At 33.1% G+C, this 23,365-nt stretch carries 21 protein-coding genes and 1 pseudogene; 8 read left to right on the forward strand and 14 right to left on the reverse strand.

From position 1 onward, the window contains the following. Window positions 1-18 precede the first annotated feature (18 nt). The 11 genes and pseudogenes from WC223_04070 to WC223_04120 all read right to left on the reverse strand — a co-directional run bounded on the left by WC223_04070 (window position 19) and on the right by WC223_04120 (window position 11,684). Window positions 19-1,929 carry a tetratricopeptide repeat protein gene (locus WC223_04070; protein MFA6923411.1) on the reverse strand — a complete coding sequence of 637 codons (1,911 nt, stop codon included), beginning with the start codon at window positions 1,927-1,929 and terminating at the stop codon, window positions 19-21. 37 nt (window positions 1,930-1,966) lie between these two features. Next, entirely contained in the window at window positions 1,967-2,410 is a 444-nt protein-coding gene (locus tag WC223_04075; GenBank protein MFA6923412.1) for a hypothetical protein, read from the reverse strand. A 20-nt stretch (window positions 2,411-2,430) separates the two neighbouring features. Beyond that, window positions 2,431-3,345, reverse strand: coding sequence for a DUF6624 domain-containing protein (locus WC223_04080; GenBank protein MFA6923413.1), 915 nt, complete (start codon window positions 3,343-3,345; stop codon window positions 2,431-2,433). A 215-nt stretch (window positions 3,346-3,560) separates the two neighbouring features. Then, a complete protein-coding gene (locus tag WC223_04085; protein MFA6923414.1) occupies window positions 3,561-4,712 on the reverse strand; it encodes a nickel-dependent hydrogenase large subunit in 1,152 nt (383 codons plus the stop codon). Next, window positions 4,686-5,024 (reverse strand): annotated as a pseudogene (locus WC223_04090) (nickel-dependent hydrogenase large subunit). Before WC223_04090 ends, WC223_04085 begins: the two are co-directional and overlap by 27 nt. Before the next feature lie 65 nt (window positions 5,025-5,089). Beyond that, window positions 5,090-5,494 (reverse strand): four helix bundle protein, encoded by a 405-nt coding sequence (locus tag WC223_04095; GenBank protein MFA6923415.1) that lies wholly within the window; start codon window positions 5,492-5,494, stop codon window positions 5,090-5,092. A 36-nt stretch (window positions 5,495-5,530) separates the two neighbouring features. After that, the gene (locus tag WC223_04100; GenBank protein ID MFA6923416.1) at window positions 5,531-6,505 is read right to left on the reverse strand and encodes a F420-nonreducing hydrogenase; all 975 of its coding nucleotides are present in this window, start codon (window positions 6,503-6,505) and stop codon (window positions 5,531-5,533) included. Between the two features lie 15 nt (window positions 6,506-6,520). Next, window positions 6,521-6,946: a hydrogenase iron-sulfur subunit gene (locus WC223_04105; GenBank protein ID MFA6923417.1), complete on the reverse strand. Its 426-nt coding sequence runs from the start codon at window positions 6,944-6,946 to the stop codon at window positions 6,521-6,523. After that, complete coding sequence (locus WC223_04110) at window positions 6,943-8,706, reverse strand: CoB--CoM heterodisulfide reductase iron-sulfur subunit A family protein (GenBank protein MFA6923418.1); 1,764 nt, start codon at window positions 8,704-8,706, stop codon at window positions 6,943-6,945. The genes WC223_04105 and WC223_04110 overlap by 4 nt, the downstream gene beginning before the upstream one ends. 24 nt (window positions 8,707-8,730) lie before the next feature. Further along, window positions 8,731-9,873 carry a 4Fe-4S dicluster domain-containing protein gene (locus WC223_04115; protein MFA6923419.1) on the reverse strand — a complete coding sequence of 381 codons (1,143 nt, stop codon included), beginning with the start codon at window positions 9,871-9,873 and terminating at the stop codon, window positions 8,731-8,733. Continuing rightward, window positions 9,870-11,684, reverse strand: coding sequence for a CoB--CoM heterodisulfide reductase iron-sulfur subunit A family protein (locus tag WC223_04120; GenBank protein ID MFA6923420.1), 1,815 nt, complete (start codon window positions 11,682-11,684; stop codon window positions 9,870-9,872). The genes WC223_04115 and WC223_04120 overlap by 4 nt, the downstream gene beginning before the upstream one ends. A gap of 246 nt (window positions 11,685-11,930) precedes the next feature. Here WC223_04120 and hypF point away from each other — a divergent pair, with 246 nt between their 5' ends. From hypF to WC223_04160, 8 genes are all read left to right on the forward strand, one after another. Continuing rightward, window positions 11,931-14,246, forward strand: coding sequence for a carbamoyltransferase HypF (hypF, locus tag WC223_04125; protein ID MFA6923421.1), 2,316 nt, complete (start codon window positions 11,931-11,933; stop codon window positions 14,244-14,246). 89 nt (window positions 14,247-14,335) lie between these two features. Next, on the forward strand, window positions 14,336-15,502 hold the full coding sequence (locus tag WC223_04130) for an ATP-binding protein (protein MFA6923422.1): 1,167 nt from the start codon (window positions 14,336-14,338) through the stop codon (window positions 15,500-15,502). A gap of 16 nt (window positions 15,503-15,518) precedes the next feature. Next, window positions 15,519-15,743 (forward strand): HypC/HybG/HupF family hydrogenase formation chaperone, encoded by a 225-nt coding sequence (locus tag WC223_04135; protein ID MFA6923423.1) that lies wholly within the window; start codon window positions 15,519-15,521, stop codon window positions 15,741-15,743. A 94-nt stretch (window positions 15,744-15,837) separates the two neighbouring features. Further along, window positions 15,838-16,917, forward strand: coding sequence for a hydrogenase formation protein HypD (gene hypD, locus WC223_04140; GenBank protein ID MFA6923424.1), 1,080 nt, complete (start codon window positions 15,838-15,840; stop codon window positions 16,915-16,917). Window positions 16,918-16,934: 17 nt separating this feature from the next. Further along, entirely contained in the window at window positions 16,935-17,951 is a 1,017-nt protein-coding gene (hypE, locus tag WC223_04145) for a hydrogenase expression/formation protein HypE (GenBank protein ID MFA6923425.1), read from the forward strand. Window positions 17,952-18,083: 132 nt separating this feature from the next. Next, window positions 18,084-18,425: a hydrogenase maturation nickel metallochaperone HypA gene (gene hypA, locus WC223_04150; GenBank protein MFA6923426.1), complete on the forward strand. Its 342-nt coding sequence runs from the start codon at window positions 18,084-18,086 to the stop codon at window positions 18,423-18,425. Between the two features lie 103 nt (window positions 18,426-18,528). Further along, window positions 18,529-19,434, forward strand: coding sequence for a hydrogenase nickel incorporation protein HypB (gene hypB, locus WC223_04155; GenBank protein ID MFA6923427.1), 906 nt, complete (start codon window positions 18,529-18,531; stop codon window positions 19,432-19,434). 75 nt (window positions 19,435-19,509) lie between these two features. After that, window positions 19,510-20,787: a hemolysin family protein gene (locus WC223_04160; protein ID MFA6923428.1), complete on the forward strand. Its 1,278-nt coding sequence runs from the start codon at window positions 19,510-19,512 to the stop codon at window positions 20,785-20,787. Window positions 20,788-20,837: 50 nt separating this feature from the next. Here WC223_04160 and WC223_04165 read toward each other — a convergent pair whose 3' ends face one another. The 3 genes from WC223_04165 to WC223_04175 all read right to left on the reverse strand — a co-directional run bounded on the left by WC223_04165 (window position 20,838) and on the right by WC223_04175 (window position 23,355). Continuing rightward, window positions 20,838-21,503 carry a fused MFS/spermidine synthase gene (locus WC223_04165; protein MFA6923429.1) on the reverse strand — a complete coding sequence of 222 codons (666 nt, stop codon included), beginning with the start codon at window positions 21,501-21,503 and terminating at the stop codon, window positions 20,838-20,840. Window positions 21,504-21,595: 92 nt separating this feature from the next. Continuing rightward, window positions 21,596-22,633 carry an ATP-binding protein gene (locus WC223_04170; protein MFA6923430.1) on the reverse strand — a complete coding sequence of 346 codons (1,038 nt, stop codon included), beginning with the start codon at window positions 22,631-22,633 and terminating at the stop codon, window positions 21,596-21,598. Between the two features lie 50 nt (window positions 22,634-22,683). Next, complete coding sequence (locus tag WC223_04175; protein ID MFA6923431.1) at window positions 22,684-23,355, reverse strand: response regulator transcription factor; 672 nt, start codon at window positions 23,353-23,355, stop codon at window positions 22,684-22,686. Window positions 23,356-23,365: the final 10 nt, after the last annotated feature.

Genomic DNA, 23,365 nt, shown 5'->3' on the forward strand with positions numbered 1-23,365 from the left:
GGACATTCTGGACAAACTCTAATTAACTACATCGCCTCTGAGTGTTCTGAATCTTTTTCGGGCTTCAATAACGAAAACACTTCCGGGATATTTTGTGAGGAGTTCCTGATAAAATTCTTTTGCTTTCGGAATATCGTTTAAAAATTTTTCATTTAATTCTGCAAGTTTAAAAAGAGCATCGTCGCCACGTATGTCGCTTTCGTATTCGTCATAAACTTTTTTGTATAATTCTGTAGCATCTTTATAATTGCCAACTGCAAAAAACAATTCTGCTTTTTTATAAACAGCATCATCGGCTATCGGATGTTGTTTGAAGAAGAGAAGAATTGAGTCAAGTGTTTTTTGAGCTTCATCATATTTATTTTGAAAAGCAAGTAAATCGGCTTTTGCATAAAGAAGGAGGGGAGTTAAATTGCTGTCGGCATCAATATTGTCGCTTATCAGCAATGAGAGTTCAATGGCATCGTTAGATATTAGTTTTGAAGTAGCGGCTTTAAGAATGTCAAGTTGCGCCTGTGCCCATTTAAAATCGCCTCTGTAAAAAGACAATTTTGCATTTTTAAATCTCGCAAAATGTCCGAGCGGGTCATTTTTTAAAGCTTTTTCAACCTGTGAATACAATAGTGTTGCTTCCCAAACTTCTCCCGTGAGAACATAAACATCGGCAAGTTCGATTTTACATTGTGCTTTTGCCTGCTGTGAACTACCTGAAATATCAATGGCTTCACTTAGTATATTTATTGCCGTATCGGTATTGTTAAGATAAAAAGCTTCGAGATGTGCGTAATCTTTCAGAAGATAAACAGTATTCGGATTTTTTCCCAGCTCTTCAATTGTTGAAGTATAAATTTTTTCAAGTTCTTTTAGTTCTTCGGTTGTATAATTTCTTTTGGTTGTAATCTTTTGCATCATTACATTTGCCAGATAAATTTTGGCGGAAATAAAATAAGGATTATCTTTTCCTTTATTTATAACATGTTGGTATGCTTTTATAGCAGTTTCATAATCTTCGTTATCCAAAAATATTTTTGCCACTTCAATTAATCTGTGTCCGTCTTCTTTAAATCTTCTGTCAATTGCTTTTGCCTGAATGAAAGCCGATTCGAAATCCCTGAGTTGAATCGCAAGCCAGACAAGCATTTCGGAGAAAATAAGATTTTCGGGATTTTTCTGAGATTTGGTGATAATAAGATTTTTCAAAATATCGGTTTTCTTATTGTCCTGGTCGTTGGTAATCACAGTTTGAAAAACACCCTGAATCTGCTCGAGATATTCGGGATTTGTTTCTATGGCATCAAGATACTCGCCAAACATCGAAGTGTAATCATTTATTTTTCCGTAAACATTTGCCAGTTCAATGAAAAAGGGATAATAACCTTTTAATAATTTTCTTCCTTTAAGATATGTTCTTATTGCAAAATCAAATTCCTGTTTATTTTCAAAAGCTGCTCCAAGTTCGAGTACCTGCTGTTGATTTGGCATCAACTCATCAATTATATTTTTGAATTGTTTTTCAAATTTTTTATTTTTATTTTGAAGCTTGTAAACATATCCAAGGTCAACTTTATATTTTGAGGATTCGGGATTTTGCTTTATTTGTTTTTTTATAAATTTTTCGGCTTTATCATATTCTTTGAGTTCAATAAAACAATCAAGGTATGGCTGATAATATAAATAAGGATTAGTGTTAAAAAGTTTTGAATATAATCCTATTGCTTTATCGTACTCTTTATTTTGAAAATATTGTGCTGCAAGCTGCTCATCTTTATTTTGACGACCATTAATGTTTTGAGAAAAGGAATGATTATTAAAAATCAAAAATAAAAAAACAAAAAGAAATAAAGTTTTGAATACGCTATGGCAGATGAGTTTCAAATTATGTCCTTTGATATGTATGGTAAACAAATTTTGAGATTGAGGATTGAACATTTGTTTTTTTTAACAACAAACCACAAACGTATTTCATTTATTTTTTCAATTCTCCGGCTGGAGTGAAAGCAATATATGGTTTATCTTTTTTATCGCATTTCAAATAAAGATAATACAAAGTTTCCATATTTGTTGAAGATGCCATGACTTCTTTTATAGGGCAATCTTTAAATTCGCTTTTTTTAAAACCTTCTTTCACAGCAGCGGGCAGATTGTCGAAACTCATGCCTATTGTGGCACCGTCGCATTTGCCATCAGCAGTATTATATGCAGTGAAACATTTGAAATTATCTATTTTGAATTTTACATTGTATGTTTTTTTTGTTTTACTCCATTTTGCAGAAGTTGCAGTAGGATATTTTTCTTTAAAAGTTTGTAATATGTTTTTCGGAACTTTTGCTTCATCAATTTTGTCTTCCTGTGCTTTTACAATTGCAAACTGCACGAATAATGCTGTTAGCAGAATGATTAGTTTTTTCATATTTTTTTTGATTTTTAAATTTATTTAACAGGCAATTTATATTTAATTCCGAATTCGCTTAAATATTCGGATAGTGAGCCGAGTCCTAATTCTTTTCTTCTTTTGTCAACATTTTTTTCATCGTCAATAGGGTAAAGTTCATTTTTCTTCGTTTTTTCGTTTAATTTAATTTGAGTACCGTAAGTTTGTTTTCTGTTTTCGGCAACGGCAATTTTATCAACGATAACAACATAGTTTGATGCACTTGCTTCTTTATTGTCAACAGCATTTTTAAAAAATGAAATATAATTTTTTTGTGTCAAAAGGTCGGAGTTTTGAAAAATCAGAAAAGCACTGTTCGAGGCATTATTTCCAACTTCCGACAGTTTAGGCCATCCTGTTTTATCAAGCATTTCCATGAATCTTTTCTGCAAAGTAAAATTTATTTCATTCTTCAATCTTTGCAGTGAATCTATTTGTTTTGAATTTTTTCCGAATATTTTTTGGAGGTTTTCAATGTCTTTTACAAATGCCATGTTATAAGCATTCATATCAATAAGTTCAATTGTCGGGTCTTTCTCAAGGTTAGGATTGTTTTTCAGGAACTGGTCGGCAAGGGAATTTTTTACCGGCAACCATTTTTTGTCTTTTCGTAAATTATATAAATCAGGGTCGCCAAGCACCATTTCAGGTATTATGGGTTTCTTCATGTATTTTTTTATATAAAAGAAAGATGAATCGGTTTTGTTGAATAATGCAAAAATTGCAGCCAATGTGTAATACCGCGAATTTATTGTAGTGTCTCTTTTTATATCTCGCTGTAAGAATTTTTTTGCTAATTTGAAATTTCCGGCTTCAAAGGCACTGTCGCCAAGTGTTGACAGGTTCTGATTTTGAGATTTAATAACCGCAACGTTGAACAATAACATTGAAATAATAAAAAATAATTTTTTCATAAAAAATAATTTAAAGATTATTTGGAAAACAAATCTAAGTAGATTTTTATTAACTCGCAAGAATGATTGAATGTTTTATGGCTAAATTGTTGAAATGCTTAATTGTTAAATTGTTTAATTGCTAAAATATTATAATAATACGGGTATTATAATAAACAAAAAAAACGCACTGTTTTTTTAATTCAGTGCGTTTCAATAAAAATTAAATTAATATTCTAATCTCTTTTAATCGTTCTTAAAATGTTTCCTTCTTTATCACGGAAATTCACAATCATCGGCATTTGTCCGGGTAAACTATGGGTTGCACATGAGAAACAAGGGTCATAAGCACGAAAAGCCATTTCCACCATGTTAAGAATACCATCATCAACAGTAACTCCTTTTTTAATCAAACCCTGTGCTGCTTTTTTGATGGACATTGTAATTGCAGCGTTGTTATTGGTAGTTCCAACAATTATATTTGCTTTTGTAACAATTCCTTTTTTGTCGGTCCAGTAATGATGAGTTAAAGTTCCACGCTGTGCTTCAACAATGCCAACACCTTCACCAGGTATATCCCCGAGTTTTGCACGCAAATCCTTGCTTGTAATTTCGGAATCCTGAGCTAATTCAAGACATCTTTCAGCAGAATAGAGCAATTCAACAAGACGCGCCCAATGCATTGCTAAAGTATTGTGAACGGGCTTGCCACCGAGAGTTTTATACATTTTATCATATTCAACTTGAGCAAGCGGAGTTGCCATTCCGTCAGCAGCATTCAAACGGCCAAGTGGAGTAGCATGATAAACACCGGAATCTTTTCCTTCGACAAAACCTTTCCAGCCAATTTTTTTAAGATACGGGAATTTAAGATATGTCCATGGTTCAACTCTTTCTTCTACATAATCGCGATATTCACTTGGTGAATATTTGCAATGCTCTTTACCTTCCTGGTCAACAACTCTGACTTTACCATCATAGAAATTAACTTTGTTGTTTGCATCAACAAGTCCCATGGAATATAAATTTAGTTTATAAGGACCGTTTAGAATAATATCAACATAAGTATTATTTGCAAGAACAACATCTCCGAATATTTTTAATGAAAATTTTGCAAATTCGATAAATCCTTTTGCTTTTTGTTCAATATCTTTTCTTTCATCTTCTTTCAATCCTTTTCTAACACCACCCGGAATGTTAAGCATGACATGGGTTTGATGTCCACCGAGTAATGCCTGAATTTCCTGAGCAAGACGGCGCTGTTTTATAACTTCGGTTCCTATTTCAACACCAACTTTTCCGATAACACCGAGAACATTGCGTTCGGCAGCGGGTGCAGTTGGACCAACAACAAAATCGGGAGCAGCAAGAGCATAGAAATGTGCAATATGACTATGAACAAAATGAGCCATGTAAAACAACTCTCTGATTTTTTTTGCTGCAGAAGTTGGCTCTACACCAAATACAGCGTCAACAGCTTTTCCCGAAGCCATGTGATGACAACCCGGACAAACACCGCAGATTTTTGTAACAATCTGTGGAACCTCCTCAACGGGACGACCTTCAACAAATCTTTCAAATCCTCTTAATTCGGGAACCTGAAAATAAACATTTTCAACATCACCATCATCGGTAGTGAAGATTTCAATTTTACCATGACCTTCTAAACGGGTTATCGGGTCTATTGTGTATCGTTTCATTTTCTATTGTTTGTTTTAAATTTAATATCTTTTTATATGCAAGTTTAAAGTATAATGTTTAAGGTTTAAAGTTGTTCGCATTTTTTATATTTTGTGCCTTTAATTTCGGAATTTTGTAAATAATCCATTAGTCCCTGAATCATTTGGCTTATTTCTATGCAACGGGTATTGATATTTTTAAATTCATCATTTGATATATAATTCACATCAAATGCTCTATGATTTTGTGAACGCAATTCCCCTGCTGAACCTTTTGAAATTCCAAGAAATTGAATAAACTCACCCCTTCCACCTCTTTCAAAACCTTCAGCAATGTTATCCATAATTGAACCACTTGATTTCCGTTCTTGTTTTTTTAGTTCAAAGTCCTTTGCAAATTCACCTTTACCTGATACCTGATAAATTATTTTATTTAATTCCCTTGCCTTTTTCCAAACTTCCAAATCTTCAAATCTCTTAACAGTTGCCATTTGCAGAACTTTAAACTTTAGACCTTAAACTTTAAACTATTTTATATTTTTTCTAATAATAGCACTGGGTAAACTAAAGCGATAGAAAGTTCCTGCAGGGTCTTCTATATCTTCAATAATTTTTTCGATTTCAGCATCTTCTTTTGCATCAATCATTGTAGCAATAGCCGAGAGCATTTTTGCTCCGGGGTCTTTTGCTTCGGATGATGGTCCGTAACAACCGCGACATGGAGCGTTGCCTTTAATGCAGCGCACTCCGCAACCGCATCTTGTGGCTGGTCCCATGCAAATCACACCTTGTTCAAGGAAACATGTTTCGCCATCGTCTTGTATTTGCCATGGACGGTAAAATTTCTTTATAAGTTTATTGTCCGATTTTTTTCTTTCACATTCATCGCATTGTGCTTTGTCTCTTGCTCCAACTACTGAACCTTTCGGCGGAAGTTGGGCACCGGTAACAATAGCCATAAAAACTTCAACGAGCCGTTCTGTCTGCGGAGGGCAGCCCGGCAAATAATAATCCACATCAACAACCTGGTCTAAAGTTTTTACATCATCATAAAATTCAGGAATTGTAAGTTCACCTTCGGGAACTTTATATTTTGTTTGTGGTAAAATTTTATCGGGGTTCAATGTAGATTCGCTATCGAAATATGCTCTTCTGAAAATTTCACTTTTTCCGGAGAAGTTTGCAAGACCAGGAATTCCGCCCATGTGAGCGCATGAACCATAAGCCACCATCACTTTGGTTTTCTGTCTGAGAAGTTTTGCCATGTGTTCATTTTCACTGTTGCGAACAGCACCATTGAACAATGTTACGTCAATATTTCCGTCGGGCATTGCTTCAACGTCTTTAACTTTAAAGTCGAGAGCAATTGGCCAGAACACCAAGTCGGCATGCTCAACGACAGTGAAAAGTGCTTCATGTACGTCAAGAACTGAAACGTCGCAACCACCGCATCCTGCACCCCAGTACACCGCAAGTTTTATTTTAGGTTTTTCATTTGCCATTTTATTTCCTCCTGATTAAATAAATGTTTCAACTGTTTTTTTTATTTTGCTTGGACCTAAATTCCTGATGGTTTCAGTGAAAGAGTCAATAAGTTCGGCAAATTGCTTTCCTTCGCTGGCACTTATCCATTCGAGTTTAAGTCGATTTTCTTCAATTCCCATTTGCTTAATGTATTTCTGCAAAAGATAATATCTTCTCAAACATTTGTAATTACCTTCATGGTAATGACAATCTCCCGGATGGCAGCCACAGATTAATACTCCGTCTGCTCCTTCTTTAAATGCTTTGAGAACGAAAGTAGGGTCAACTCTTCCTGAACACATCACACGTATTGTACGTGTGTTTGGAGAGTATTTCATTCTTGATGTTCCTGCTAAATCAGCACCGGTGTATGAACACCAATTGCACAGAAACGATACTATTATCGGATTATTGCTCATTGATTTACCTCCTGTAATTTTTTATCAAATTCTAATGATAATGACATTGACATAATTCCTTCTATTTGTGATATTATTTGCTGGTCGGTAAAGTGCCTGCTTCTGATAGCTCCTGTTGGACAAGCAGAGCCGCATGTTCCGCAACCCTTGCATAAAATTTCGTTAACAACGGAAACTTTCTTTTCTTCATTAAAGCTTATGGCAGTGTATGGACAAACTTTAATACATGTCTGACAACCGCAACATATATCTTCATTTACCCATGCGGTAGTAACTTCAACGCTAACTGAACCTTTTGCAATTGTTCCGAGTATTCGTGCTGCTGCTGCTCTTGCCTGACAAATTGAGTCGGAAATATCTTTTGGTCCTTGACAACTGCCTACAATATAAACACCGTTTGTAGTTGTTGCAACAGGGTCGAGTTTCGGATGTTTTTCAATATAGAAAGCGTTGCCGCATAAGCTTATTCCGACTGCGTGAGCAATGTCTTTTGCATTATCATGTGCTTCCATGCCTGTCATGAGAATTACCATGTCAGCAGGAACTTCAACGGTTTCACCGGAAAGTTTTTCATTCATTTCAATAATTAAATCACTGCCCTCGCCCGATTTTGCTTTTCTGATTTTTGGTAAATCATTTTGCTGGTCGAACATTAAGAACATTACTTTTCTTTTTGATGTTTCCGAATATAATTCTTCGCAGCCCTTGCCCATTGCTCTCATGTCGGCATATAATTCAAATATATTTGATTTTGGTAATGCCGACCTTAATTGATTTGCATATTTTAAAGCCGTCATACAACAGGTTCTTGAGCAGTATTCGTGATAGTCCTTGTTTCTGCTGCCAACGCAATGTATTATTGCAATATTTTTTGGTTCGCTTCCGTCATTCTTTATAATTTTACCGCTCAATGCCATTTTTTCAAATTCGCTTGAAGTAATTACATTTGGCAATGAGCCATAACCGTAATTTGCAACCTTTTTTGCTTCAAATGCTTTTAAGCCGGTAGCAACAATTATATTTCCGAAATTAAGTTTTGTTTCCTTACCGTTTTTCGGAGTTATTGTAGTTTCAAAGTTTCCGACATAACCATAAATTTCTTTTATATCGGTTTCTAAAAACAACTGGATATTTTTATTATTCTGAACTCTTTTTATTAAAGGTAAAAGCATTTGTTGTGCACTCAGCATGTATGGGAATGTAAGGTCAACGTTTGCAGTATTACCGCCGAGTTTGTTTGTTCTTTCAACAAGAAAAACAGTTTTTCCCGAATCTGCAATTTCGAGAGCCGCTGATATTCCTGCGATGCCGCCGCCAATAACCAATGTGCTGGGATTGATATCAACAGTTCGTTCATCAAGAGGTTCGTGGAAATTAACACGATTTATTGCTGCCGCAATAAGTGCTTTAGCTTTCTTTGTTGCTTCGCCCCTGTCGGTATGAACCCACGAATCCTGTTCACGTATGTTTGCCATTTCAAAAAGATAAGGATTAATTCCTGCTTTTTGCAATGCTTTTCTGAAAGTAAGTTCATGTATTCGCGGTGAACATGCTGCAACAACAACACGATTCAGATTATGTTCTTTTATATCTTTAACAATAAGGTCTTGCCCCGGGTCAGAACACATGTATTTGTAATTCTTTGCAATCACAACATTGGGAAGTTTACCCATTTCCTCTGCTACGTTTTCAACATCCACCATTTTTGCGATGTTGGTTCCGCACCAGCAAACGTAAACACCTATTCTTGATTTTTCCATTTTTTTATCTTTTTATATAGGTTTTTATTTTTCTAAGTTTTTTTTGTATGCTGCCTTTTTCAGGTTAGCGAAATAAACAGCAACAGGACGATATGCCAGATGCGACCACTTGGAAAAAGGCACTTCAATAGTCAACATAGGCACCAGACACATTAAATGAATAAGGTAAGTTACATAAGTTGCAACAGGCATTCCTGATATTCTGAAGAAATGCAGCATGATACCGGTGAGCGTGGTTAAGAATAAAAGTACCAGAAAAGTCCAGTCGGTATAATGTGAAAATTTGCTGTTTTCTTTTGCTTTCTGAAATCTGTTGTAAATAAAATAAATTATTCCGGCAAATAATCCTACGGTTGCTATGTAACCCAAAAATCGCTGGGGATGCAAGATAGGGTGAATTACGTCAGTTTGGAACCATTCAAGGAAAAATACAATCATTGTAAATAACACAACATAACTCAACATTAAAAATAAATGCAGAAACCAATAGGTTTTAGAGTCATTGCATTTGTTGAATTTTTTTTGTGTAATGAAGTTCCATGCAAGAGAAAAAACTTCTGTTATATATGCAGTAAAAGGAATTTTGACGGATTTATCTTTAACAATAATTTTCAGCCACATATTGAAAACATTTGTAACAAGAATAAAAGCGAGAACACCAGCCATAATCCAGTCGCCAAGGTGAATTCTTTTCCATGGGGCAATTTTGTTGATTAAAACACCTCCGTCTCTTCCAAGCCAGCTTCCTTCACCGGAAGGAAAGAAAGTAAAACTCACATAAAGTATCAGAACAAAAATTGCAATAGCAAAAATTGCTCCTATTTCAAACATCTTTGATGTATAAATTCTTTTTGCAAATCCTGTCCAGTCGTAAACAGTCGTGAGGTATCTTCTCATTGTCATCATTGTTTCGCCGGGGTTTGCGTTTCTGGGGCATGTTTTTGAACAATCACCGCAGTAATAACAAAGCCATGGTTCAACGCTGCCTGCAATTGTGTCTTTAAGTCCCATTTGCATGGCTCTATATCCTTTTCTGGGAAACAGGAAGCCCTGTTCTGTCAATGGGCATGTTGCAGTGCAGTTACCGCAATGGAAACATTCGTTCCATGTACCTTTACCAAATTTTTCAATATCTTTTACAAGATTTGGATTAACTCTTTGTATCATATTTTTTCCTCCGATAAAGTAAGTTTCTTAACTTGTGATTCTATTTCCGCAAGTGATAAATCCTTAACACTTTTATTTATTTTACCTCTTACAATATTTTGTAAAACACGGGAAGCAGCGGCAGATGCTTGTGCCACTGTATCGGGAATGTCTTTTGGTCCCTGGCAAACGCCGGCAATTGATATTCCGCCTGTAAATGTATTCACAGGATTGCTGATATAATTTGCTTCCATAAACCATCCATCTTCAGTTTGTGAAATTCCGAGCATTTTTGATAATTTTGCTGCATCTTCTCTTGGTTCCAAACCGACTGCAAGTATTGCCATGTCGACTTCCTGCTCAATTAATTTGCTTGCTAAAATATCTTCACCGCGCAACATTAATTTATTGTTTTTTCCTTCAATTTTTGCAGTTCTTCCGCGGATTATGCTTACACCTTCGTGTTTGATTCTTTCATAAAATTCTTCGTAGCCCTTGCCGAATGCACGCATATCAATAAAATATTCGAAGACCTTTGCATCGGGTAATTTTTCAACAACAAGATGTGCAAGTTTTAATGAATACATGCAGCAAACCTTTGAGCAATATTTATTGTAGTTTTCATCGCGGCTTCCGATACAATGGATAATTGCAACACTTTTAGGAACATCAGCATCGCCTTTGAAAACCCAATTGTTTTTTTTATCCTGACTTCTGTAAACAATATTTCCACCAGTTGGTCCGGCAGCATTCACTAATCTTTCAAATTCAAGTGATGTAACAACATTTGGCAATTTGCCGTATCCGAATTGTTCTGCGCGTTTTGCATCAAAAACTTTGAAGCCGGTTGCAACAATTATATTACCAACATTGATTTCAACTTCTTCATCTTTCTCATCTAAATTTATGCAGTCGGGAACAGGGCATATTTTCACGCAAACCTTGCATTTCCCGCTTTTAACATAAGTACAGCTTTCACCATCAATCAAATATTTATTGGGAACTGCCTGCGGAAAAGGGATATAAATAGCTTTTCGCATTGCAGTGCCTTCATCAAATTCGCTTGGTGCGTTTCCTGGGCATTTTTCAGCGCAAGTGCCGCAACCGATACAAGTTTTTAAATTTACTCTTCTGGCTTTCTTCAGGATTATTACTTTATAGTTGCCGGGAGTTCCTTTAATATCTTTAACTTCGCAATATGTCATCAGTTCAATATTGGAATGTTGACCAATTTCAACCATTTTCGGAGTGAGGATACATGCCGCACAGTCGAGCGTGGGGAATGTTTTATCAAACATTGCCATGTGTCCTCCTATTGTTCCTGACTTTTCAACCAAAAAAACTTTTTGTCCTGCATCAGCAATTTCAAGTGATGCCTGAATTCCTGCAATTCCTCCTCCTATAACCAATGTGTTCGGATTTACGGAAACTTCTGCTGTTTGTGTTGCCTCTTCAAAAGGTACTGCATTTACAGCACATGCGAGAATTGCTTTGGCACGCTCGGTATCGCTGTTCCTGATTGCTCCGTGTTCCCTGAATGAAGCTATTATTACATCTTCGGCTTTGTTACCGGCTAAAACCATTGCTTTTGTGAAAAAACTTTTTTCCATACCCGGTTTATCGCCTGCAATAACAAACCGCTTGATGTTTTTCTCTTTTATTTTTGCAGCAACATTAGTTGCATCGGACAATGAAATTTCATCAGCGTTCCAAATAGCAACAACATTATAATAATTTTTTATATAAGATGTAACTTCTGTAAAATTCACTTTATCTTCATATCCGTTTGCTGAACTTTGAAAATAGATGCCGGTTGATTTTGTGTCTGCCATATTTTATATTTTTTACTTTTAATAATAAAATCTAAAAAACCAAGTAATGCATTGGTTCCATGTTAAAATTACTTAAAAATTTTCGAATTAACCAGTCACTTTATGAAAGTTGTAATTATATTAAATCATAATTGTTAATAATTTAACAAAAGTAAAAAAAAAATAATAATAGCAAATTTTATTAAAGATTTTTTTTTACTTAATTATAAGATTCTACATTTGCAAGGGTTTATAATTTTATTTTTTTTGATATTAAGAGATATACTTAATGTAATTTTAAATAAAATACTTATTGTGTTTGAAAACAAGGACATATCATTATTATTACATATAAAAGGACTGGTTCAGGGAGTGGGCTTTAGGCCTTTTGTATATAGAATAGCCACCGGTCTTGATTTAAAAGGTTGGGTTGAGAATAGGAACGATGGTGTTTTTATAAAAATTGAAGGCAGTGAAGAAAAAACAAAAAGTTTTCTGCAATTATTAAAAGCCGAAGCACCGCATGCATCAATAATTTCAGATATTAAAATTACTCAATCGGAATTTGAAAATTTTCAAAGATTCGAAATAGTCAGAAGTCATAATATTTCGGAAGAAATAACGGATATTAGTCCTGATATTGCTGTTTGTAATGATTGCCTTAAAGATTTTAAAAATCAGCAGCATAGAATAAATTATCCATTCATAAATTGTACTAATTGTGGTCCGCGTTTTACTATTATTCGGGATTTGCCTTATGACAGAGATAAAACCACAATGAGCAAATTTATAATGTGTGAAATTTGTAAAAAGGAATATACTGATGTTTTAGACCGTCGGTTTCATGCACAACCTGTTGCATGTAATAATTGCGGCCCAAAATATGAGTTGTTTTGTGAAGACAATGTTATTTTAGAGTTTAATTTGATTTTGAAAAAAACTGCTGAGTTGATTGATAAAGGAAAAATAGTTGTAATAAAAGGTCTTGGCGGATTTCATATTGCTTGTGATGCATTGAATGGTGATGTTGTTAAAAGATTAAGAACATTAAAGCAACGCGACAGAAAGCCGTTTGCTGTTATGTTTTCCGATTTAAAATCAGCAAAAGAATATACCGAGATGAGTGAGGAAGAAGAAAATTCTCTTACATCATGGCGAAGACCAATAGTTATTTTAAAAGAAAAAAAAGAAAAAAAAATTCCTGTAGAAGTCAGCAATGATTTGGGAACAATAGGAGCAATGTTGCCATATATGCCTTTTCATTATTTATTGTTTGAAAAATTAAAAACAAAAGTAATTGTATTGACAAGCGGAAATATTTCGGATACGCCAATAATAATTGACAATGAAAATGCAAAAAAAAAATTATCGGAAATTTATGACGCATTACTTTGTTACGACAGGGATATTTATAACAGAACTGATGATTCGGTTGTTTTTGTTGCAAACGGAAAAGAAAGAATAATAAGGCGTTCGCGCGGATATGTTCCGAATGCAATTAATCTGAATTTTAGTGTTGACGGAATAATTGCAGCAGGCGGCGAACTGAAAAATACATTTTGCATTGGAAAAAAAAATCAGGCAATATTAAGTCAACATATCGGCGATTTGAAAAATGTTGAGACATTTGAATTTTATAAACAAACCATTGAACAGTTTAAGAAGCTTTTCAGGATTAATCCGAAATTATATGCAGCCGATTTGCATCCCGATTATTTGTCAACAAAATATGTAAAAGAAATTGATGACATTGAAAAAATATTTATTCAGCATCATCATGCACATATTGCTTCGTGCATGGCAGAACATAATCTTGATGAAAAAGTAATTGGCGTTAGCTTTGATGGCACGGGTTATGGCGATGATGGAAACATCTGGGGAAGCGAATTTTTTATTTGTGATTACAAAGAATATAAAAGAATGAATCATTTCGAATATATTCAGATGCCAGGCGGTGATAAGGTTGCAGATGAACCATGGAGAATGGCGGTTTCGTATTTGTATAAATATTATGAAAAAGATTTTCTGAAATTTGATTTGCCTTTTTTGTTACAAATTCCAAAAAATAACATTGAGCTTTTAATTACAGCAATTGACAGAAAAATAAATTGTCCTCTGACTTCCGGTGCAGGGAGATTATTTGATGCGGTTTCTGCTTTAATTAATTTGTGCACCGTTTCAAATTTTGAAGCTGAAGCACCAATGCGTCTTGAGGCAATAATTGAGGCGAATTGCAATGAAACATATTCTTATGAAATAAATAATACAATTTCTTTTAAAAAAACTTTTTGGGAAATAATAAATGACATAAATAAGAATATTCCTGCTTCAATTATTTCGGCGAAATTTCATAATACAGTAATTCATGTTATTTTGGAAGTAGCCGAAAATATGAGAGAAGAATATAAAATAAATAAAATTGTTTTATCGGGTGGAGTTTTTCAAAACAGGTATTTATTGACAAAGGTTGAAAAGGAATTGTTGGAAAATAAATTTGAAGTTTATTCTCACAGCAAAGTCCCTTCAAATGATGGTGGGATTGCTTTGGGGCAACTATCGATAGCAGCAAAAAAAACGGATTGAATTTTGTTTAATATATTTTTTTATTTAAAAAGATTTATTAATTTTGGGCAGATTTGCAGTTGAATTGCAAATTTGTCCAAATTTAAAATATGTTAATTACCAGAAAAATAGAACCGGAATTAAAATCAATTGCCAAAGTTTATCCTGTTATTACAATTACGGGACCGAGGCAATCGGGAAAAACTACTTTGGTGAAAAAGATATTTGGCGAAAAAAAATATGTCAGCATTGAAGACCCAGACAATAGAGAATTAGCTAAAAGCGATCCCGTGGGATTTTTAAACCGCTTTCCTGATGGAGCAATATTCGATGAAATACAAAGGGTACCCGATATTTTATCATATATTCAAGGAATAGTTGATAAAAAGAAGAAAAAAAACATGTATGTATTGACAGGAAGCAATCAATTTCAATTACTCGATGGCATTAATCAATCTCTTGCAGGCAGAACAGCATTATTAAAACTTTTACCTTTTGATATTTCAGAAACTCTTAATTTTCATAAAAATTTTTCAGTAGAAGATTATATTTATTCGGGATTTTATCCTGCCGTACATTCTGAAAAAATAGAACCGGTAAAAGCATACAGAAATTATTATGAAACATACATAGAAAGAGATGTAAGGCAATTGATAAATATTAAAGATTTGATGCTTTTCAGAAAATTCATCCGATTGTGTGCAGGCAGGACAGGGCAGATTTTTAATGCGAGCCAATTGGCAACAGAAACCGGCACTTCTGTTAACACAATTAAGTCATGGATTTCAATTCTTGAAGCTTCTTATGTTATTTATTTGTTGCCACCATGGTTTGATAATATTTCCAAGAGATTAATAAAATCACCAAAGTTATATTTTATTGATGTTGGTTTAGCTTCGTATTTACTCGGCATTGAAAACAAGCAGCATATTATAAATCATCCTTTGAGGGGGAATTTATTTGAAAATTTAGTTCTGATGGAATTAGTAAAGCAAAGATTAAATGATGGATTTGAACCTAATTTTTATTTTTTCAGAGATAAACACGGTAATGAAGTTGATATTATTTTTGGCAATGCAAAAGATTTAATTGCAATTGAAATAAAGTCATCCGAAACATATCACAGTAGTTTTTTGAAAGGAATAAAATATTTCGAAAAGTATTATAAAAAAAACATGAAGAATGGATTTGTTATTTATTCCGGTAAAAATGAACAATCAATAGAAAACATAAATCTTGTGAATTTTTTAAAAACGCAAAGTGTTTTAGAAAAATAATTTAAATTTTAAATATATGTGTTTAAGCATTCCTGCTCAGATTCAAAGTATTGAAGGCGATATGGCGAAAGTCAGCATAGGTGGAACAATTGTTAATGCAAGTTTACAATTGCTCGATGAACCTAAAGTGGGTGAATTTGTTTTACTTCATTCCGGCTTTGCAATTTCAAAACTCAGCAAGGAAGAAGCTGCCGAAACGATAAAATTATTGAGAGAACTGGGGGAAATTGACAATGAATAATTAATAATGAAAGAATATTAATACCTCTGTTTAATATTTAACTACCGGTATAAATAAAGAGCGATAACTTAAAACTATAAACTGAAAACTGAATATGAAATACATTGACGAATACCGCGATAATACTTTAGTTTATAATCTTGTCAGAAGAATAAAAAAGATTTCTAAAAAAGAAATTTCCCTGATGGAAGTTTGTGGTGGTCACACGATGTCAATTCAGAAATTTGGCATTCCTTCATTGTTGCCGGAAAATATCAGATTGATTTCAGGTCCGGGTTGTCCGGTATGTGTTACAAGCAAAAAATTTATTGATAAAGCAATCGCATATTCCTCAATGAAGGATGTTGTAATCACTACATTTGGCGACTTAATCCGCGTTCCGGGTTCAAAATCATCACTTGAAAAAGAAAAAGCAAATGGTGCAAATATTCAGATTGTTTATTCGCCGCTTCAGGCATTACAGATTGCTAAAGATAATAGAAATAAAAAAATAATTTTTCTCGGCATAGGTTTTGAAACTACTTCTCCCACGAGTGCTGCTGCAATTGCAAAAGGTTATGATGAAAAAATAAATAATTTTTTCCTTTTAAGTTCGCACAAAATAATGCCTCCTGCAATGTCGGCATTGATTGATGAAGGTGTAAAACTAAACGGATACATTTGTCCCGGTCATGTTAGTACAATTACCGGAAGTGCCATTTACGAACCTATTGCTAAAAACTATAATCTTGGTTGTGTGATTTCGGGGTTTGAACCGACAGATATTTTGCAGACAATTCTGATGCTGGTTAAGCAATTTGAAAACAACGAAGCAAAAGTAGAAATACAATACAAAAGAGCTGTTAAACCTGAAGGAAATGTCAAAGCGAAGCAATTGCTGGATGAGGTTTTTGAGTTACGTGACGATTGGTGGCGCGGATTGGGAATTATAACAAACAGCGGAAATACTTTAAAAAAGAAATATGAAGCATTTAATATCGAAAAGGTGATTCCTGTTGATGTTACCGAACCCGAAGAACCCAAAGGAAGTGTTTGCGGTGAAATTTTAAAAGGATTAAAAACCCCTAAAGAATGTAAATTATTTGGAACTGTATGTACTCCATCAGAACCAATTGGCGCTTGCATGGTTTCTGGAGAAGGAGCATGTCAGGCGTATTTTAAGTACAATAAATAATGAATAAATAAATAATAATGAATAATGAAAAGATTTTATTAAACCATGGTAGTGGAGGAAAACTCACACACGAATTAATTTCGGGATTGTTTGTTAAATATTTCGATAATGATATTTTGAGGAAGCAAACCGATTCTGCTATAATTAATGTTGACAGTAATTTGCTTGCATATACAACCGATTCGTATGTTGTTGAGCCGATTTTTTTCCCGGGTGGTGATATAGGGAAGCTCGCTGTTTGTGGCACTGTTAATGATTTATCGGTTTCGGGTGCAAAGCCACTTTATATTTCTTGCGGATTTATTATTGAAGAAGGTTTTTTATTTTCAGAACTCGAAAGAATTGTAAAATCAATGGCTGGTGAAGCAGAGAAAGCAGGAGTAATAATTGTTACAGGCGACACAAAAGTTGTTGATAAAGGTAAATGCGACAAGATTTTCATTAATACATCTGGCATTGGAATTCTTGATGAAAAAAGAAAAAACATAAGTTATGGTTCAGAGATTAAAGTTGGTGATAAAATTATTGTAAATGGAAACATTGGTGAACACGGGGCTGCAATATTGTGTGCAAGGAATTCATTGGAATATTCTTCTGATGTGAAATCTGATTGTGCTTCGTTGAATAAATTGATTTCAGAGGCACTTCAGGTATCAGACAAAATAAAATTCATGCGAGATGCAACAAGAGGCGGCTTAGCAACCGTTTTGTGCGAACTTGCTGAAAAAAATAAATTCGGAGTTGAACTTGACGAATCACAAATTTCTGTTCGGGAAAGTGTGAGGGGGTTGTGCGAAATATTCGGGTATGACCCGCTATATATGGCAAATGAAGGAAAGGTTGTTATGGTTGTTGGAAAAGAAGATGCAGAAAAAGTTTTAAAAAAAATAAAACAAAATGAACTTGGTGAAAATGCAGCAATAATTGGAGAAATAACCGGAACAAACAATAAACTTGTTGTCATGAAAACAGGAATAGGGGGGAAGAGAATTATTGATATGCTTGCAGGAGAACAGCTACCGAGAATATGCTGACAATATTTCAAGAAAAATATATTCATAAAAAGTAACATTTTGTTAGTAACATTTTGTTACTTTGTAAAAATAAATTATTATGAAAAAGACACCTTTTCAAAAAAAACGGATTTGAAATTTTAAACCGTTAATATGCACGAATTATCAATTGCACAAAATATTATTGAAATTGTTGAAGAAAATGCACGGAAATTAAAATTAAAAATAATTTCTGAAGTTGAAATTGATGTTGGAACGATTTCGGGTGTTGTTCCCGAAAATCTTGAGTTTGCAATGGATGTTTCTGTAAAAGATACAATACTTGAGAATGCAAAAATCAAATTAAATATTATCAAAGCAAAAGCAAAATGTCTGAAATGTTCGAACGAGTTTGAAATTGAAGAAATATATTCATTCTGCCCCAAATGTAACAGTTTTGAATTTGAGATTATACAGGGTAAAGAATTAAAAGTAAAATCAATAAAAGTTGATTAGAAAAAATGTTTGATGTTTTTTAATAGGACAATAGCGAATAAAAGTATTAAATATATACAAATGATTAAATTTGCAAATCTGAAATTCTAAATCCTAAATCAAAATGTGTGATACTTGCGGATGCGGTCAGCCCGATGACCATATAAAAATAAGAAAGCCCGGAGAAGAGCATGAACACAGGCATGAACATTCTCACGAGCATAGTCATGACTTTGAGCATGAGCACGAACATGAACATGATAAAAAAAAACATAAACACAAACACGAGCATAATTATGAGCATTCACACGAACATAAATCTCATGAGCACTCACACAAGTACGAGCATGATGAGCACACTTACGAACACGCTCAGTCAAAAGAAATAAAAATCGAACAGGATATAATGCAAAAAAACAATTTGCTTGCAGAAAGAAATCGCGGGTATTTTGAAGCAAAAAATATTTTTACATTAAATCTTGTAAGTTCACCTGGTTCAGGTAAAACATCTCTTCTCGAAAAAACAATAAAAGATTTAAAAAAAAAATTATTTTTTTTTGTAATAGAAGGCGACCAGCAAACAATGAACGATGCAAAAAGAATTGAAGCAACAGGTGCTGCGGTAGTTCAAATAAATACGGGAAATGGCTGTCATCTTGATGCTGATATGATTAATAAAGCTGTTAAAAAACTTGATGTTAAAGAAAATTCTGTTTTGGTAATTGAAAATGTCGGAAATCTTGTTTGTCCTGCATTATTTGATTTAGGTGAATCGAAAAGAGTTGTGATAATAAGTGTAACGGAAGGTGAAGATAAACCACTCAAATATCCTAATATGTTCACAACTTCAGATATTTGCATTATCAATAAAACCGACCTTTTGCCTCATGTTGATTTTAATGTGAAAAAAGTAAAAGAATACGCATTGAGGATTAATAACAAACTTGATTTTTTTGAAGTATCAGCAAAAACAGGTAATGGAATGGATGAATGGTATGAATGGCTTTTGAAATTTGGAGGTAAGAGGTAGGAAGTAGGAGCTAAGAGGTACGAGTTGTGAGTTTTTGGCTGTGAGTTAGAAATTATTAATTATTAGTTAAATAAAATGTTTGGAGAAATTTTTTTAGTATTATGTTTGATAGTATTGAATGGCATATTTGCGATGTCTGAAATTGCAATTATTTCTTCGAGAAAATCGAAACTTGAAGATTTGATGAGAAAAGGAAATAAAAATGCAAAAGCAGTATTATTTCTTATTGACACACCGAGTAAATTTTTATCAACTATTCAGATTGGAATTACATCAATAGCTATTTTAATTGGATTTTTTGGAAGCATGGAACTTACCATAAATACTCAAAACATTTTAAGCAATTCGGGATTGATAAACCCATATTCTCATAATCTCGCAATTGCAATTGTCGTAATCATCATTACTTTTTTATCAATTGTTATTGGTGAATTAATACCGAAAAGAATTGGAATGTCAAATCCCGAAGCAATTTCATTAATTGTAGTAAAACCCGTAATGTTGCTTTTAAGGATTACCACACCCTTTGTTTGGTTATTAAGCTTTTCAACAGATTTTATTTTTAATGTATTTGGCATAAAGAAGAAATATAAGTCACAGGTTACAGAAGGAGAAATAAAAGCATTAATTGAAGAAGGAACAAATGTTGGTGAAATACAGGAAATAGAACAGGATATTGTTGAAAGGGTTTTTCATTTGGGTGACCAGAGAATTGCAGCTTTGATGACAAATCGCACAGATATTATTTGGCTTAATGTTAACGATACTGTGGAAACAACTAAAAATAAAATTGCCACAAATAATCATTCTGTTTATCCATTGTGTAATGAAGATATTGACGATGTAATGGGAATTGTTTATTCAAAAGATTTATTCATTGCACTTTTGAATGAATCCAATCTTGATTTAAAAAAATACATGAAACCTGTTAATGTGATACCAAGCGACCACAAGGCATACCAGGTTTTGGAAAAATTCAAGGAATCAAAAATTCATTATGCTATTATAGTTGATGAATATGGAACAACGGAAGGTGTAGTTACAATTAACGACATACTTGATGCATTGGTTGGCGATATAACCGGCGCGGACGAACCTGAAGTTGTGAAACGTTCTGACGGCAGTTGGCTGATTGATGGAAGGATGGCTTTTTTTGAATTTATTCATGAATTTGAAATAGAAAATTATGATTATTCGAAAATTTACTTTCATTCAATGGGTGGTTTTGTAGTACACCAATTAAAAGCAATTCCGAAATCAGGTGATAAATTCGATTGGCATGGATATAGATTTGAAATTGTTGATATGGATGGGAACAGAGTGGATAAAATTCTGCTGATGAAAATCAGTTAAAAATAATTGTATTTTTCATTAACGAAACATCAATGATTAAAAGCGTTTAATTATGGCTGTTTTTCTGCTATAATTAAATCATTTGTCTCTTCTACTTTTTCAATCACCTTAACTTTCAGTCCTTCCTCTAAAAAATTATTTTTAATTTTACTAAACAATTCATGTGTCATTGTTTCTTTCATTGTGTTATAAATAATTTTACCGTTAGGATTCAGATGAGTTGTCAAGCTATTAATAAATTTTATTTCAGTAAATATTTCGGGAATGGTATTAATTATAAAAATATCAATAATGATTAAGTCAAAAGTATCATTATTGTTTTTTAAATAATCTGATGCGTCGGAATGAATAATATTAATATTCTTAAACCTATTTATTTCAAATTCATTTATTGCTATTGAAATTATTTCGGAATCAATGTCAACCAACTCAATAAAGGCACTAGAGTTAAAATCTTTTCTTATGGTTTGAACAATTGAACCTCCTCCTAATCCCAAAACTAATATCTTTTCAATGTTTTTACTGAATCCGATTTCAAGCAGTCCTTTGTGAAGAATTTTTTGCAGTGAACCATAAGAATAGTTGCTTTTATTAGTGTCTAAGGTTTTTTTTCCATTAATAAGATTTATCTCTAAGTTGCCATTTATTTTTGAAGTGTAACTTTTTAATCGAAATGGGATTATATAACTAAATGCTTTTTTTATATTCTTGTGCATAAAATGTGTTGTGTTGTTTTTATAATATTCAAAAGACGGAATATTTTTTTTATTAAATAAAGTAGAACAATATTTTTATATACTCAAAAGTATTATACTTTTTTTAAAGTAAAAGCAAAAGTAGAACCAACGCCAACAGTGCTTCTTACGTTTATAATTTGTTTATGAGCTTCAATAATGTGTTTTACAATTGCAAGTCCGAGTCCTGTTCCACCTTGTTCACGCGAGCGGCTTTTATCGGTTCTGTAAAATCGTTCAAAAATTCTTGATAAATTTTTTTCTTCAATACCAATTCCATTGTCGGAAACTTCAACTAATATATTTTCATCCATATCAAAAAAACTGATTTTTGTTTGTCCATCGGTATTGCCATAAATAATAGAATTGTTTATAAGATTGGTCAGAACCTGTTGAATTCTATCTCTATCAGCCAAAACCCTTATTGGTTTATCATGATTTTCGGCAATTTTTATTGTTATATTTTTGGCTTTTGCTTTTAATTCAAGTTCTTCAATCACTTCTCTGGCTAAATAAACCATATCGAATTCTTTTATTTCAAGTTTTATTTCACCCGATTCCAATCGCGAAATTATATCCAAATCATTAACTATATTGATTAACCTTTCAATGTTTTTTTCTGTTCTTTCAAGATATTTCATGTTTATTTCAGGGTCATTCAAGCCGCCATCTATCAATGTTGAAATATATCCCTGTATCGAAAATATTGGTGTTTTTAATTCATGTGAAATATTTCCTATAAACTCTTTTCTGAATTTTTCGAGTTTTTTTAATTGTTCAATTTCATCTCCGCTTTTTTCAATCCATTCTTCCACATCTTTATTCACAATCTCAAAAATATCTTTCTCGGATTTTTCTTTTTTTTCAGTTTTATTAAGTTTAAAATTATGAATGGTTTTGTAAATCAATTTTATTCTTTTGTTAACCAATTTCTCAAAAGTATAATCAAAAGCAATGAACGATACGCAAAATACTGTTATGGAAATTATAAAAATAAAAGCCCAGTAAATTTCATCGAACAAAGCATAGTTTGCGAAAAAGCTGATAATACCTACTATTATGGAAATTATCAGACACGTTATTACCGAAATATTTCTTGTAGAGTTATTCATTCATTTTTAAGAATATACTCTGACAGGTTGAAAAAATCTGTCAGGTCAAGTTAAACCTCAAACTTATATCCCACACCTTTAATAGTTTTAATAACATCATCACCGAGTTTTTCCCTTAATTTCCTGACATGAACATCAAGTGTTCTTTCGCCAACAATTGTGGAAGTGCCCCAAACTCTGTTCATTATTTCATCTCTTGTAAACAATCTGTTTGGTTTTGATGCAAGGAAAACAAGAAGTTCGAATTCTTTTTTTGGTAATGAGATATTTTTATTTTTTTTAATAACAATATAATTTTCTTTATCAATTTTAATTTCGCCAAAATCGATGATATTTGTTTTGACTTCATCTGATGAAACCCTTTTGATTAAAGCTTTTATTTTACTTATCAAGATTCTGAGTTTTATGGGTTTTGTAATATAGTCATCTGCACCTGCGTCATAACCGGCAATCTGGGAATAATCTTCTGAGCGTGCTGAAAGAAAAATTACCAGAATGTTTTTTAGAATATTTATTTGTTTAATTTCCCTGCATGTTTCAATACCATCCATTTCGGGCATCATAACATCAAGAATTATTAAGTTGGGAATTATTTCTTTTGCAATTTGTATGGCATCTTTGCCGTTTGTGCATGTGTGAACTTCGAAGCCTTCTTTAATGAGATTATATTTAAGAAACTCTAAAATATCGGGTTCATCATCCACTATTAAAATTTTTTCCATAAATAATTTA

The organism is Bacteroidales bacterium (assembly GCA_041671145.1).
GTDB lineage: Bacteria > Bacteroidota > Bacteroidia > Bacteroidales > JAHJDW01 > JAQUPB01.